Source organism: Aquincola tertiaricarbonis, from assembly GCF_023573145.1.
GTDB classification, from domain to species: domain Bacteria; phylum Pseudomonadota; class Gammaproteobacteria; order Burkholderiales; family Burkholderiaceae_C; genus Aquincola; species Aquincola tertiaricarbonis_B.
Window position 1 is genome coordinate 2,365,304 of the sequence record NZ_CP097635.1, and the last position, 13,015, is coordinate 2,378,318.

General features: G+C 70.2%; 13 protein-coding genes. 6 read left to right on the forward strand and 7 right to left on the reverse strand.

The features are described from left to right. Window positions 1–52 precede the first annotated feature (52 nt). The 6 genes from MW290_RS10920 to MW290_RS10945 all read right to left on the reverse strand — a co-directional run bounded on the left by MW290_RS10920 (window position 53) and on the right by MW290_RS10945 (window position 4,990). Window positions 53–616 (reverse strand): PEP-CTERM sorting domain-containing protein, encoded by a 564-nt coding sequence (locus MW290_RS10920; protein ID WP_250194684.1) that lies wholly within the window; start codon window positions 614–616, stop codon window positions 53–55. Window positions 617–630: 14 nt separating this feature from the next. Next, window positions 631–1,575 (reverse strand): ThuA domain-containing protein, encoded by a 945-nt coding sequence (locus MW290_RS10925; protein ID WP_250194685.1) that lies wholly within the window; start codon window positions 1,573–1,575, stop codon window positions 631–633. Window positions 1,576–1,688: 113 nt separating this feature from the next. After that, entirely contained in the window at window positions 1,689–2,966 is a 1,278-nt protein-coding gene (locus MW290_RS10930) for a TRAP transporter large permease subunit (protein ID WP_250194686.1), read from the reverse strand. Then, window positions 2,963–3,472 carry a TRAP transporter small permease gene (locus tag MW290_RS10935; protein WP_250194687.1) on the reverse strand — a complete coding sequence of 170 codons (510 nt, stop codon included), beginning with the start codon at window positions 3,470–3,472 and terminating at the stop codon, window positions 2,963–2,965. Before MW290_RS10935 ends, MW290_RS10930 begins: the two co-directional genes overlap by 4 nt. A gap of 13 nt (window positions 3,473–3,485) precedes the next feature. Then, on the reverse strand, window positions 3,486–3,932 hold the full coding sequence (locus MW290_RS10940) for a type II 3-dehydroquinate dehydratase (RefSeq protein WP_250194688.1): 447 nt from the start codon (window positions 3,930–3,932) through the stop codon (window positions 3,486–3,488). Between the two features lie 41 nt (window positions 3,933–3,973). Beyond that, complete coding sequence (locus tag MW290_RS10945) at window positions 3,974–4,990, reverse strand: TRAP transporter substrate-binding protein (protein WP_250194689.1); 1,017 nt, start codon at window positions 4,988–4,990, stop codon at window positions 3,974–3,976. 157 nt (window positions 4,991–5,147) lie between these two features. Here MW290_RS10945 and MW290_RS10950 point away from each other — a divergent pair, with 157 nt between their 5' ends. Next, a complete protein-coding gene (locus MW290_RS10950; RefSeq protein WP_250194690.1) occupies window positions 5,148–5,942 on the forward strand; it encodes an IclR family transcriptional regulator in 795 nt (264 codons plus the stop codon). A 22-nt stretch (window positions 5,943–5,964) separates the two neighbouring features. On the opposite strand, the gene MW290_RS10955 is transcribed toward MW290_RS10950, so the two are convergent. Next, a complete protein-coding gene (locus MW290_RS10955) occupies window positions 5,965–7,374 on the reverse strand; it encodes a M20 family metallopeptidase (RefSeq protein WP_250194691.1) in 1,410 nt (469 codons plus the stop codon). Between the two features lie 112 nt (window positions 7,375–7,486). On the opposite strand from MW290_RS10955, the gene MW290_RS10960 reads away from it, so the two are divergent. The 5 genes from MW290_RS10960 to MW290_RS10980 all read left to right on the forward strand — a co-directional run bounded on the left by MW290_RS10960 (window position 7,487) and on the right by MW290_RS10980 (window position 13,000). Then, on the forward strand, window positions 7,487–8,422 hold the full coding sequence (locus MW290_RS10960; protein WP_250194692.1) for a LysR family transcriptional regulator: 936 nt from the start codon (window positions 7,487–7,489) through the stop codon (window positions 8,420–8,422). Between the two features lie 155 nt (window positions 8,423–8,577). After that, the gene (locus MW290_RS10965) at window positions 8,578–9,636 is read left to right on the forward strand and encodes a Bug family tripartite tricarboxylate transporter substrate binding protein (protein ID WP_250194693.1); all 1,059 of its coding nucleotides are present in this window, start codon (window positions 8,578–8,580) and stop codon (window positions 9,634–9,636) included. Window positions 9,637–9,714: 78 nt separating this feature from the next. Further along, window positions 9,715–10,533, forward strand: coding sequence for an alpha/beta fold hydrolase (locus MW290_RS10970; RefSeq protein WP_250194694.1), 819 nt, complete (start codon window positions 9,715–9,717; stop codon window positions 10,531–10,533). Next, the gene (locus tag MW290_RS10975) at window positions 10,530–12,644 is read left to right on the forward strand and encodes a putative bifunctional diguanylate cyclase/phosphodiesterase (protein ID WP_250194695.1); all 2,115 of its coding nucleotides are present in this window, start codon (window positions 10,530–10,532) and stop codon (window positions 12,642–12,644) included. Before MW290_RS10970 ends, MW290_RS10975 begins: the two co-directional genes overlap by 4 nt. Window positions 12,645–12,784: 140 nt before the next feature. Beyond that, window positions 12,785–13,000 (forward strand): DUF3606 domain-containing protein, encoded by a 216-nt coding sequence (locus MW290_RS10980; RefSeq protein WP_250194696.1) that lies wholly within the window; start codon window positions 12,785–12,787, stop codon window positions 12,998–13,000. Window positions 13,001–13,015: the final 15 nt, after the last annotated feature.

Sequence of the window (13,015 nt, forward strand, 5' to 3'; positions counted from 1 at the left end):
AGCCATCGGGGCGGGGCCGCGAGCGGCCCCTAGGGTCAGCCGGTCGGCGGGGTCAGCCCGGCGTGTCGGCCCGGCGGCGGCGCGCCGCGGTCAGGCCCAGTGCGGCCAGGCCGGCGGCCAGCGTGGCCCAGGTGGCCGGCTCCGGCACCGGCGCGGCCACGTAGTCGAAGGTCAGCTTGCCGCTGTGCCAGATGCCGTCGGCACCGGCCAGGTCGTTGACGTCGTCATAGAACTGCAGCCTCAGCTGGCCATCGCTGCCCAGCCGAAAGCCCAGGCCCTGGTTCAGCAGGTCGAGGCTGCCGCTGGCGCCGTAGCGGCCTTCGTTCTCGATGTCGGGCGCGGGCAGAAAGTCGAAGCCTTCGCCGGACCGGCCGGTGATACGCAGCGAGATTTCGCTGAGCCAGCTGCCGGTGTAGGCCTCGACGTCGAACTCATACCGCAGGCCGGTGATGAACGATCCCGCGCCCAGGTTGAAGCTGAGCTGGGTGTTGCCCGCTTCGTCCACCGCGTCCTGGCTGAGCACGTTGTCAAAGCCGAAGCTGAAACTGGCGGCACTGGCCGGCAGCGCGGCGGCCAGGCCCAGGGCCAGGGCGCCGAGTGCAAGGTACTGCTTCATGGTGCCGGCCGCCTTCACTGGGTGCAGAAGGGCGTCAGGCCCATGGTCGACTTCACGCCTTGCACCACCATCTTCTGGAACTGGGCGGCGCCGGGGCCGCTGCCGGTGAAGGAGCTGGCGTTGTGGCCCAGCGTGGTCAGCCAGGCGCGGCCGCCGTCGTAGTACTGGCACCAGGCCACCGGGAAGAAGTCGGGGTGGCCGGGGTGCGGCGGCGCATCGGGCGGGTTGAGCGTGCTCACGTCCACCTTGGCCAGGAACTTCACGTTGGTGGGGAAGGGCGCGAGGTTGTACCACTCGTCCATGAATTCAAAGCGGGTGGACACGCCGGCGGTGGACGGGTCGTTGCCGATCAGTTCGACCACGCCGCTGCGGTTGGGCGAGTGGTTGTAGAAGTTGGCATTGCCCAGCAGGCCTTCGTAGTAGGGCCAGTTGTATTCGGCACCGAAGGCGTTGTGGATGGCCACGAAGCCACCGCCGCGGCGCATGTAGTTGCGCAGGGCGGTGCGGGCAGCATCGTTGCTGGTGGCGGCGGCCGAGTTCCACAGCGTGTCGCGGTTGCTGCTGGCGAAGATCACCGTCTTGTACTGGTTGATGCGGCTGGCCAGCACCGTCACGTCTTCGGTCCAGTCCACCTGGATGCCGGCGGCGTTGAGCATGCTCACCAGGCTGCGCTGCATCACGTTGGCATCGGCCAGCGGCGGGTTCAGGCCGGCCGGCAGTGCCGGGCCCAGGTTGGCGTGGCGCGGACCGGCGGTGCGCGAATACACCAGCACGCGGTTGGGCGTGTTCTCGAAGGCCTTCCAGTCGTTGTAGCACTCGGGGCTGGTGCCCCGGCACACGTTGTAGTACGGGTCGATGTTCTTCGAATTCACCTTCTTGGCGGTCTGGGCCTGGGCGCCGAAGCCGCTCAGCACCGCGGCCGCGGCCAGGGTCAATTTCAAGGTCTTGCCTGTCGTCATCACATGTCTCCTCTCTGGGTGGTCTCAGGGTTCCGCCGGGCCGCCCCAAGGAACCCGCTGCCCCTCGGGGGGAAGCGAGCATCGCGAGCTAGGGGGCTCCGGCCACATCAAACTCAATAGAACCAGCTCGCCGGCACCGTCACCAGCTGCGGGAACAGCACCATCAGCATCAGCAGCAGGAACTGCGCGGTCAGAAACGGCAGCACGCCGCGGGTGACCTCGTCCATGCTCACCTTGCCCACGCCGGCCACGGTGTTGAGCACCGCGCCCACCGGCGGGGTGATCAGGCCGATGGCGTTGTTGATCATGAACAGCACGCCGAAGTACACCGGGTCGATGCCGGCCTGCTTGACCACCGGCATCAGCACCGGCGTCAGGATCAGGATGGTGGGCGTCATGTCCATCGCCGTGCCCACGAAGAACACCAGCAGCATGATGGCGATGAGCAGCAGCGTCTGGTTGTCCATGAAGGGCGCCAGCAGGTCCACCACCAGGGCCGGCAGCCCGGCCACCGTGATCAGCCAGGCGCTGACCATGGCCGCGGCCACCAGGAACATCACCACCGCGCTGGTCTTGGCGGCGTCCACGAACACCGCGTACAGCCGGCCCACCGGCAGCTCGCGGTACACGCAGGTGGCCACCACCAGCGCATACACCGCCGCCACCACGGCCGCCTCGGTGGGCGTGAAGACGCCCATCTTCAGCCCCACCACCACGATCACCGGCAGCACCAGCGCCCACGAGGCCTCGCGCAGCGCGGTGAACACCTCGCCGCGGCTGCGGCGCGGCGGCGGCACCACCTTCTCGCGGCGCACCAGCCACCACCAGGTGAACCACAGCGCCACGCCCAGCATCACCCCCGGCGCGATGCCGGCCAGGAACAGCTTGCTGATGGACACGTTGGCCGCCACGCCGAAGATCACGAAGCCGATGGACGGCGGGATCACCGGGGCGATGATGCCGGCCGAGGCGATGAGCCCCGCCGAGCGTGCCTTGTCGTGGCCGGCGGCCACCATCATCGGCAGCAGCAGCGCAGCCAGCGCCGCCGCGTCGGCCACCGCCGAGCCCGACAGCGCGGCCATGATGCAGGCCGCGATGATGGTGACGTAGCCCAGGCCGCCGCGCACATGGCCCACCAGCGTCAGCGCCAGGTTGACGATGCGCCTTGACAGCCCGCCCACGTTCATGATCTCGCCGGCCAGCATGAAAAACGGCACCGCCAGCAGCGGAAAGCTGTCGGCCCCGCTCACCAGGTTCTGCGCCAGGATCTGCGCGTCGAACAGGTCCAGGTGCCACATCAGCGCCACGCCGCACAGCAGCAGCGCGAAGGCGATGGGCACGCCCAGGGCCATGGCCCCGAGCAAGGAGCCGAGGAAGACGGTGATGGTCATGCCTGCTCCTCGGCCGTCATGCGCAGGGGCTCCGCGCCATCGGCGGCGGGCTTGAAGAGGGCCAGCAGATCCACCAGCAGCATCGGCAGGGCCGAGGCGGCGAACACCACCGCGGCGATGTAGACCACCGCCATCGGTGCGCCGGTGGAAGGCGCAGCCACCTCCCAGTTGATGCGCATCTGGGTGATGGAGCCCTGCAGCAGCAGCAGGCACACGGCCAGCATCAGCAGCTGGGCCACCACCATGCAGGCGCGGCGCGCGCCCGGGCCCAGGCGGGCCAGCAGCATGTCGGTGCCCAGGTGGCGGTGCTCATGCAGGGCCACCACCGCGCCCAGGAAGGTGAGCCAGATGAACAGCCAGCGCGAGACTTCCTCGGACACCGTGATGCCGGAGTTGAAGGCGTAGCGCAGCACCACGTTGCCGAACACCAGCACCACCATCAGGGCCAGGGCCAGCACCAGCAGGGCTTCGAGGGCCTTGCAGTAGAAGTGGAAGAGGCGGGTCACGTCGGCGCCTTCTTCAGGCCTGGCGGCCGTCGCGCACCAGGTCCACCAGCGCCCGCAGGCCGAAGGTGTACGAGCGCCATCCCAGGCCCTGGATGGTGGCCTTGACCGCCGGCGAGATGATGGAATGCGCCCGCCAGGCTTCACGCGCCGCGATGTTGGACATGTGGATCTCCAGCACCGGGAAAGGCATGGCCTTGATCGCGTCGTGCAGCGGCACGCCGTGCTGCGTCAGGCCGGCCGGGTTCACCAGCGCGCCCTGGGCGCTGTCGATGCGCTCGTGCAGCTTGTCGATCAGCGCACCTTCGTGGTTGCTCTGGAAGGTTTCGAGCGTGATGTCCAGCTCACGGGCGATGGCGCCCAGGCGTTCGTTGATCTCGGCCAGCGTGGTGGTGCCGTAGATGTGCGGCTCGCGGCGGCCAAAGAGGTTGAGGTTGGGGCCGTGCAGGACGAGGATGTTCATGGGCATGCGGGAAGAGTCGGCAGGTCAGGCGGCAGCAGGCATCACTTGCGGATGCGGGCCAGCTCTTCGTTGTAGAGCTTCACGGTCACCGGGTCGTAGGAGGCGGCCAGGCGGTCGGTCACCGGCTTGGCGATGGCGCTCATCGCGTTTTGCGCGGCGGGGCTCAGCTCGTTGTATTGCATGCCCTTGGCCTGCAGCTCGGCCACGGCCTTCTGCGCGGCGGCGCGGCTGGTGGTGCGCTGGTAGCTGCGCGCCTCGTTGGCGGCGTCGTTCATCGCCTTTTTCTCGGCGGGCGAGAGCTTGTCCCAGAAGCGCTTGCTGACCAGCACGATGTTGGCCGCGTACACGTGGTTGGTGGCGCTGACGTACTTCTGCACCTCGTACATCTTGTTGGACAGGATCACCGCGAACGGGTTCTCCTGGCCGTCCACCGCCTTGCTTTCCAGCGCGCCGTACAGCTCGGCGAAGGGCATGGGCAGCGGATTGGCCTTGAAGGCCTTGAAGGTTTCCAGAAACACGGGGTTGGGAATCACGCGCAGCTTCAGGCCTTCCAGGTCCTCGGGCTTGGTGATGGGCCGCTTGCTGTTGGTGACGTTGCGAAAGCCCAGGTCCCAGTAGCCCAGCGCCACCAGGCCCTTCTCGGGCAGCTTGGCCAGCAGGGCCTGGCCAAAAGGGCCGTCCAGCAGCGCATCGGCCTGGCTGAAGTCGCTCACCGCGAACGGGAAGTCGATGAGGCCGAACTCCTTGACGATGCCGGCCAGCGAGGTGGTGGCGGGGGCGCTCATCTCCTGCACGCCGCCCTGCAGCGCCGATTGCTGCTGCAGCTCGTTGCCCAGCGTGGAGGCCGGGAATTCCTGCACCTTCATCTTGCCGCCGGTCTTGGCGGCCAGCAGCTCGGCGAACTTCTTGACGCCGGCGCTCACCGGGTGGTCGGCGTTGTTCAGGTGGCCGAACTTGATCGTGCGTTCTTGGAAGTCCTGGGCCTGGGCCACCAGCGCGGGCAGGGCCAGCAGCGCGGTCAGGCAGGCGGCGACGACGGGTCGGCGGGTCAGCTTCATGGGGTCTCCGATGGCAGGGTTTGTTGAATCTTGACCAAGAGCTTAAGAAAAACGGAAAACGTTTCCAATAGGGAATACGCTTCCTCCCACATTTGTGATCGACCCCGGCGTTAGAGTGCCGACGCAGCCCCCACGGCCCGGCGCCTGCCCGAGATACATGAGTTCAAAACTTCAAAGAAGCTTCAACGTGCTGGAGACACTGGCTGCGCATCCGGAGGGGTGCTCGCTGTCCTTCGTCTCCAACGAGCTGGGCATTCCGCTCAGCGTCACCCACCGTCTGCTGGCGGAGCTGGCCGAGTACGGCTACGTGCGGCAGGAACGCGACCACGGCGACTACACGCTCACCGTCAAGCTGGTGTCACTGGGGCTGAGCTTCCTCAGCAACTCCGGCGTGGTGGACGTGGCGCAGCCGCTGCTGGACGGCCTGGCGCAGGAATCCGGCGAGCTGGTGCGCATGGCGGTGGTCGACGGCGACGACCTGGTGTTCGTGGCCAAGGCGCAGGGGGCCACCCGCGGCCTGCGCTACGACCCCGACATGGGCCTGGCGGTGCAGCTGTCCTGCAGCGCGGCCGGGCATGCGCTGCTGTCCACGCTCAGCGACGAGGAAGCGCTGGAACGCGTGGCCCGCCAGGGCTTCGGCCAGCCCGAGGAATACGGCCCGCAGGCGCCAACCACCATGAAGGCGCTGCTGGCCTATGTGCGCAACGCACGCAAGCGAGGCTGGAGCAGCATCGTCGAGGTGTTTGCGCCCGGCATGTCGGCCATGGCCGCGCCGGTGCGCGCACCGGGCGGCCCGGCCATCGGCGTGATCACCATCGCCGGCCCGCTGGTGCGGCTGACCGAAGCCCGCATGGAAGCGCTGGCGCCGGCCCTGATGGCCACCGCGCAGGACGTGATGGCCGCCAGCAAGGCCTCGCCGATGCTGGCGCGGGCGCAGCGCCGCAAAGCCTGACCGCCTGGCGGTCCCGGAAGTTTCAGCGCGGCGCCCAGGCCGCCTCGCGGGCGGCCGGCTCGCCCAGGTCCCAGAACAGGCCGGCCATCAGCTGCAGGGCCTGCCTGGCCACGCTGCCCAGCAGGTGTTCGTTGGGCGCGTGCTGCGCACAGGCGGGGTGCGAATGCGGCACCCACAGCGTGGGCAGGCCCAGCGTGTGCGCGAACACGTCGTTGGGCAGCGTGCCGCCCAGGTTGGGCAGCAGGGTGGGCGCCTGGCCGGTGCTGCGTTCGATGGAGGCCATCGCCCAGTGCACCCAGGCGTCGTCGGGGTCCAGGCGCGTGGCTTCCATCAGCGGGCCGCTGGGGCTCACCGAAACCTCGGTGAAGCCGTGCTCGTCCAGGTGCTGGCGCAGCACCTGCAGGAAGCGCGTGTCGTCGGTGCCCACCACGTAGCGGATCTGGCAGTGCGCCTGCGCCCGGCCCGGGATGGCATTGACCGGTGCCTCGGGGTTGCCGGTCTTGAAGGCCAGCACCTCCAGCGTGTTCCAGCCGAACACCCGCTCGGCCGGCGTCAGCCCGGGCTCGCCCCAGTCGGCATCCACGGCGGGGTCGCCCTCGCCACCGCCCACCTGCATGCCGTGCAGCGCCTGCCGCACGTTGTCGGGCAACCGGTCGGGCAGCAGGCCCGCCACGCGGATGCGGCCCTGCGCGTCCACCAGGCTGGCGATGGCATGGGCCAGCCGGATGCCGGGGTTGCGCAGCAGGCCGCCCCAGTTGCCCGAGTGGTGGCCCGCCGGCCGCAGGTCGATCTTCAGGTCGAAGTTGAAGCCCCCGCGCGAGCCCAGGAACAGCGTGGGCCGCTGGGCCGCCACGCGCGGCCCGTCGGAGGCCAGGAACAGGTCGGCGGCCAGCAGCGCGCGCTGCTGCTCGCACAGCGCGCGCAGGCCCACGGAGCCGGTCTCTTCGCCCATCTCGAACAGCAGCGTCAGGTTGTAGCCCAGGCGGCCGCCGCGGGCGGCCAGCACCTCGGCCAGCGCCATCAGGTTGATGGTGTGCTGGCCCTTGTTGTCGGCGGTGCCACGGCCGTAGAGGCGATCGCCTTCGGCCCGCAGTTGCCAGGGCTGCAGCCCTTCGCGCCACTGGGCCGCATGGCCGCGCACCACGTCGCCGTGGCCGTAGCTCAGCACGGTGAAGGCCGCGTCAGGCTCCTGCCGCCGCGCCAACAGGAATGGGGAGCCGCCGGCCACCGGGTTGTCCAGCAGCCGGCAGTCGAAGCCCAGCGCTTGCAGCGCGGGCGTCAGCTCATCCTGCAGGTAGGCCAGCAGCTGCGGCGCCTGTGCCGGCTCCTGGCTTTCGGTGGGGCAGGCCACGCGGCGGGCCAGCTCGGCCTGGAAGCGGCCGTCGTCGTAGAGGGCGGCGGCGGCTGCCAGCGCGGTGGGTCGGTTGCTCATGCCGACAAGCGTAGGCAGCCGGACGCGATGCAACAATCAGCATTTGTGCACACAGGGCTTGCCGCTTCGGCAAGGCAGGCCGAATCGTCCCAGGCCAGCAAGGAGGCTGAGCATGCGTGCCCATCATCTGCAGGACACCGCCTTGCGCTACTTCCTGGAAGTGGTGCGCAGCGGCTCGCTGGCCGTGGCCTCGGAACGGCTGCACGTGGCCGCTTCGGCCATCAGCCGGCAGATCTCGGGGCTGGAGCAGGCGCTGGACACGGTGCTGTTCGAGCGCCAGCCGCGCGGCATGGTGCCCACGCCGGCCGGCGAGATCCTGGCCGCGCATGCCCGCCGCACCAGCATGGACGCCGACCGCGTTCTGGAAGACATCGACGCGCTGCGCGGCGCGCGGCAGGGCCGGGTGCGCATCGCCAGTGCCGAGGGCTTTGCCAGCCACTTCCTGCCGCCACTGATCGTGGAGTTCCGCCGCAGCCATGAGCGCATGGTGTTCGATGTGGCAGTGGTGGCACCGGCCGAGGTGCCGGCGCGCCTGCGTGCCGGTGATGCCGACATCGGCCTCACCTTCAGCCGCACGCCCGAGAAGGACATCCGCGTGGAGCACCAGCAGCCCGCGCCCATTCAGGCGCTGATGCGGCCCGACCATCCGCTGGCCGCCGCCCGCTCTCTGACGCTGGCGCGGCTGTGCGAGTACCCGGTGGCGCTGCCAGCGCCCGACACCACGCTGCGCCAGATGATCGACATCGCCTGCAGCCGCCAGCAGATCGACCTGCAACCCATGCTCACCTGCAACACCGTGGCGGTGCTGCACGGCTTCGTGCTGCAGGGCGGTGGCATCACCGTCTCGGGTGAGGTCTCGGCGCGCCATTGGGTGGCCGCGGGCCAGATGGTGGCCGTGCCGCTGCGCGACCGCGGCCTGGACCTGCGCGACATCCAGCTGCAGACGCTGGCCGGCCGCACGCTGCCGCATGGCGCGCAGCGCTTTCTCGACTTCCTGCGGCAGCGGCTGCCGGAGCGGCTGCAGCCCTCGCGCCGCCGTGGCGGCTGAGCGCTGCTCCAACGCGGCTCCAACGCGGCTTCAGCACCCGAATCAGCGCCGGCGGCAGGTCTTGCCAAATCGGCAAGGCCTTCTTCGATATTCAGCGATTGCCGCGAAGGCACTCGCTTTCTACGATGGATCGATCACTTCGACCCGCCGCCGCCATGCCCACCGACCTGAACGCCGCCCAGCTTCCTCAACCCGCCCAGCCGCAGGCGCCGCGCCGCCGCGTGCTGCGCACGCTGGCTGCCGGCCTGCTGGCGCCTGCGGCCGGCAGCCTGTGGGCGCCTGGGGCGTGGGCCGCCGGCAACGGCACCGCCGCGGCCTGGCCCACCCGGCCGCTGAAGCTGGTGGTGCCGTTTCCGCCGGGGGGTGCCACCGACGTGGTGGCGCGCACGCTGGGCGAGCGGCTGCAGGCCCGGCTGGGCCAGCCGGTGGTGGTGGACAACAAGCCCGGCGCCAGCACGATGATCGGCGCCGATGCGGTGGCCAAGGCCCCGGCCGACGGCCACACGCTGCTGGTCTCGGGCTCTTCCACCTACAGCGTGGTGCCGGCGCTCAAGCCCAACCTGCCCTACGACCCGCGCAAGGCGCTGGCGCTGGTGGGCATCGTGGCCAAGGCGCCGCTGGTGGTGGTGGCCGGCCCGGCCACTCCGGCCCGCACGCTGGCCGAGCTGGTGGCGCTGGCCAAGGCCAAGCCCGGTGACCTGACCTATGCCACCTTCGGCCCCGGCTCGGCGCCGCACCTGGCCGGCGAGATGCTGGCGCATGAAGCCGGCATCCAGCTGCTGGCGGTGCCTTACCGCGGCAGCGCGGCCGCCTCGCTGGCGGTGGTGGGCGGCGAGGTGAGCTTCGCCATCGACACCATTGCTTCGGCGGGTCCGCAGATCCAGGCAGGCAAGCTGCGGGCGCTGGCGGTGCTGAGCCCGCAGCGCGCGCTGGCCCTGCCCGAGGTGCCCACGGTGGCCGAACTCAAGCTGCCCAAGGCCGTCTTCGACGGCTGGTACGGCGTGGCTGCGCCCGCCGGCACACCGCCCGCGGTGCTGAGCAGGCTGTCGGCCGAACTGGCCGCGGTGATGGCCCTGCCCGAGGTGCGCCAGAAGCTGCAGGCCGCCAGTCTTGAGCCGGTGTTCATCGACAGCCCGAGTTTCACCGCCAAGGTGGCGGCCGAGATCGACGCCTACGCCGCGATCGGCCAGCGCGCTGGCATCGTCATCGACTGACCGGCTCACGCGCTGCCTCGGCGGGGCCGCTTGTAACAGTGCTCAACCATAGCGCCGTTGCGCCGATGAAGCAGTTCAATGAAGTACCTTGCTCGTCACAACGTCCGCCGCCTGGGCGTGGTGGGCCATCGCCCGCTTGTTTTTGCCCACGGCTACGGTTGCGATCAGCAGGTGTGGCGCCACGTCGCCCCGGCGTTCGAGCCGCGGCATGAGGTGCTGCTGTTCGACCATGTCGGCGCCGGCGGCTCCGACCTCACGGCCTACGACCGCCAGCGCCACGCGACGCTGGAAGGCCACGCCCGCGACCTGATCGCCCTCTGTGAGGAAGCCGGCCTGCAGCAGCCGGTGCTGGTGGCGCATTCGGTCAGCACCATGATCGGCGTGGTGGCCGCCAAGCTGCGGCCCGACCTGTTCAGCGGCCTGGTGCTGGTGGCGCCCAACCCCTGCTACATCGACCAGCCCGGCTACACCGGCGGCTTCCAGCGGCAGGACGTGGAGGAGCTGCTGGACACGCTGGACAGCAACTTCTTCGCGTGGGCGCGGATGATGGCGCCGGTGATCATGGGCAACCCCGACCGGCCCGAACTGGGCGACGGGCTGGCCAACAGCTTCTGCCGCACCGACCCGGCCATCGCCCGCCACTTCGGCCGCGTGACCTTCCTGGCCGACCACCGTGCCGACCTGCCGCTGGTGCGCACCCCCTGCCTGGTGATGCAGTGCGCCGACGACGCATTGGCCCCGCTGGCCGTGGGCGACTACCTGCAGCGCACGCTGCCCGATGCCGAGCTGCTGCGCATGAAGGCGACCGGCCATTGCCCGCACCTGAGTGCGCCGGCCGAGACCATCGCGGCGATCGATGGCTTTGTCTCGCGCCTGGCGCGCCGCGCCGCCGCGTGAAGCCGCCCACCCCCACCGGCAATCTGCCGCTGCTGCCCGACGAGGCGCAATGCGGCCACCTGTACACCACGGCCGAAGGCCTGATCCTGCGCGCCAATGCGCTGGCCGCGCAGTGGTGCGGCCGGCCTCTGTCGTCGATCGAGGGCCAGCTGCGGCTGCAGGATGTGCTGGCCCCGGGCAGCCGCATCTTCCACGAGACCCACTATGCGCCGCTGCTGCGGCTGCAGGGCTTTGCGCGCGAGATCGCCTTCGACCTGCGGGCACCTGATGGCAGCAGCACCCCGGTGCTGGCCAATGCGCAGCTGCAGGCGCCGGCCGGCCAGGCCGGCGCGGTGGTCAACATCACGCTGTTCCATGCCGAGGCCACGCGCCGGCATGAACAGGCCTTGCGCCAGGCCCGGCGCGAAGCCGAAGCCGCCACCGAACAACTGGCTCAGCGCCACGCCGAGCTGCAGGCCCAGGCCGCGCGGCTGCGCACCACGCTGCAGTCGCTGACCGATGCCGTCATCACCACCGATGCGCAAGGCCGCATCGATGCGCTCAACCCCGCGGCGCTGGCGCTGCTGGGCGTGACGGAGGCGTTGGCCTGCGGCCAGCCCTTCGAGGCGGTGGTCAGGCTGCATGCCACGCTGGACCGGCTGCCGCTGCCATCGCCGGTGCATGAATGCCTGGCCCAGGGCCGCCGCGTGGCCAGCGCCGTGCCCTGCCTGCTGCAAAGGGCCGATGGCGAGCTGCGCCACCTGACCCACAGTGCCTCGCCGCTGGCCGATGGCCAGGGCCGCCCGGGTGGCCTGGTGTGGGTGGCCCATGACGTGACCGAGCAGCATCGCCAGGCCGAGCTGGTGGCCCGTGAACTGCGGCAGGACGCGCTCACCGGCCTGATGAACCGGCGCGAGTTCGAACGCCTGCTGGCCGCCGGCGAGCGCCGGCCGGCCGACAGTCCCGGCCCGGTCCATGGCGACCTGCTGTGCCACGTCGACCTGGACCAGTTCAAGGTGATCAACGAGACCGTCGGCCATGCGGCTGGCGACGCGCTGCTGCGCGACATCGGCCGCCTGCTGCAGGCCGGCACCCGGCAGAGCGACGTGGTGGCGCGGCTGGGCGCCGACGAGTTCGGTCTCATCCTGGCTGGCTGCAGCCGCGAAGACGGCATCCAGCGCTGCAACATGCTGCGCGAGCAGATCGCGGCCCATGGCTTTGAGTGGCGCGGCCAGCAGTACCGCCTGACCGCCAGCATCGGCATGGCGCCGCTGAGCCGCAGCGACGGCAATGCGCTGCGCGCCGCCAGCGATGCCGACGTGGCCTGTCATGCGGCCAAGGAAGCGGGCCGCAACCGTGTGCACTTCGCGGCCGAGGCCGATGCACAGATCGAAGGCCGCCGCGGTGAGATGCACTGGGTGGCCGAGCTGCGCCGCGCGCTGGCCGACGACCGCTTCGTGCTGTTCGGCCAGCCCATCGTCAGCACGGCGCCGACCACGGACGGCATCTCGCACTGCGAGGTGTTGCTGCGCCTGCGCGGCGAGGACGGCCAGCTGGTGCCGCCTTCGCTCTTCATCCCGGCGGCCGAGCGCTACCAGCTGATGGGCGAGCTGGACCGCTGGGTGTTCCGCCATGCACTGGCCTGGATGGCGGCCACGCCGCACACCCATTGCTCCATCAACGTCTCGGGCCAGTCGCTGGGCGATGCCAGCTTCCTGGGCGACGTGATGGCCTTGTTCGAGCAGTACCGCGTGGACCCCGCCCGCGTGTGCTTCGAGATCACCGAGACCGCGGCCATCGGCAACCTGGAGGCGGCGCACCGCTTCATCGCCGCCTGGCGCAGCCGCGGAGCCCGCTTCGCGCTCGACGATTTTGGTGTCGGGCTTTCCTCGTTCTCGTACCTGCGGCAGCTGCAGGTGGACGTGGTGAAGATCGACGGCAGCTTCGTCAAGACCATGGACACCGACCTGCAGAACCGCGCCATCGTCGAATCGATCCACCGCGTGGCCAGCGTGTGCAAGCTCAAGACGGTGGCCGAGTGGGTGGAGAACGCCGCCATCCTGGATGCGCTGCGCGAGATCGGCGTGGACTACGCGCAGGGCTATCACCTGGGCAAGCCCGCGGGCTTGTGAGGCTGGCGCCCCTGACGCCCCTGGCGCCCCTCGCGTTTCCGGCGCGGGCAACGTCCTACGCGGGCTGCCGTTGCCGTCCGGTGGGCGCAGGGCGGGCGGGCGGCGACCATGCCTCTTCACCCACAAGCAAGGAGCAGCCCATGGCCCAGGACAACGCCCAGCAACCCGCCCGCATCGACCTCGACGACGCTGCCCAGGTGGCCGACTGGTCGCGCAAGCTGGCCGTCAGCGAAGAGCAGCTGCACGAAGCCGTCGGCGCGGTCGGCCCGCTGGCCACCGACGTGGAGATGCACTTGAAGGGCAGCCGCAGCACCACCAACAGCGACCGCACCGCGGCCGCGGCTTCCAAGGGCTGACGCTGGCGCCCGTGG

Bases quoted from the DNA above. Each gene is read 5' to 3' on its own strand.
- MW290_RS10950 (WP_250194690.1), top strand. From the start codon at position 5,148: ATGAGTTCAAAACTTCAAAGAAGCTTCAACGTGCTGGAGACACTGGCT.
- MW290_RS10980 (WP_250194696.1), top strand. From the start codon at position 12,785: ATGGCCCAGGACAACGCCCAGCAACCCGCCCGCATCGACCTCGACGAC.
- MW290_RS10925 (WP_250194685.1), bottom strand. From the start codon at position 1,575: ATGACGACAGGCAAGACCTTGAAATTGACCCTGGCCGCGGCCGCGGTG.
- MW290_RS10960 (WP_250194692.1), top strand. From the start codon at position 7,487: ATGCGTGCCCATCATCTGCAGGACACCGCCTTGCGCTACTTCCTGGAA.
- MW290_RS10970 (WP_250194694.1), top strand. From the start codon at position 9,715: ATGAAGTACCTTGCTCGTCACAACGTCCGCCGCCTGGGCGTGGTGGGC.
- MW290_RS10945 (WP_250194689.1), bottom strand. From the start codon at position 4,990: ATGAAGCTGACCCGCCGACCCGTCGTCGCCGCCTGCCTGACCGCGCTG.
- MW290_RS10930 (WP_250194686.1), bottom strand. From the start codon at position 2,966: ATGACCATCACCGTCTTCCTCGGCTCCTTGCTCGGGGCCATGGCCCTG.
- MW290_RS10940 (WP_250194688.1), bottom strand. From the start codon at position 3,932: ATGAACATCCTCGTCCTGCACGGCCCCAACCTCAACCTCTTTGGCCGC.
- MW290_RS10920 (WP_250194684.1), bottom strand. From the start codon at position 616: ATGAAGCAGTACCTTGCACTCGGCGCCCTGGCCCTGGGCCTGGCCGCC.
- MW290_RS10955 (WP_250194691.1), bottom strand. From the start codon at position 7,374: ATGAGCAACCGACCCACCGCGCTGGCAGCCGCCGCCGCCCTCTACGAC.
- MW290_RS10965 (WP_250194693.1), top strand. From the start codon at position 8,578: ATGCCCACCGACCTGAACGCCGCCCAGCTTCCTCAACCCGCCCAGCCG.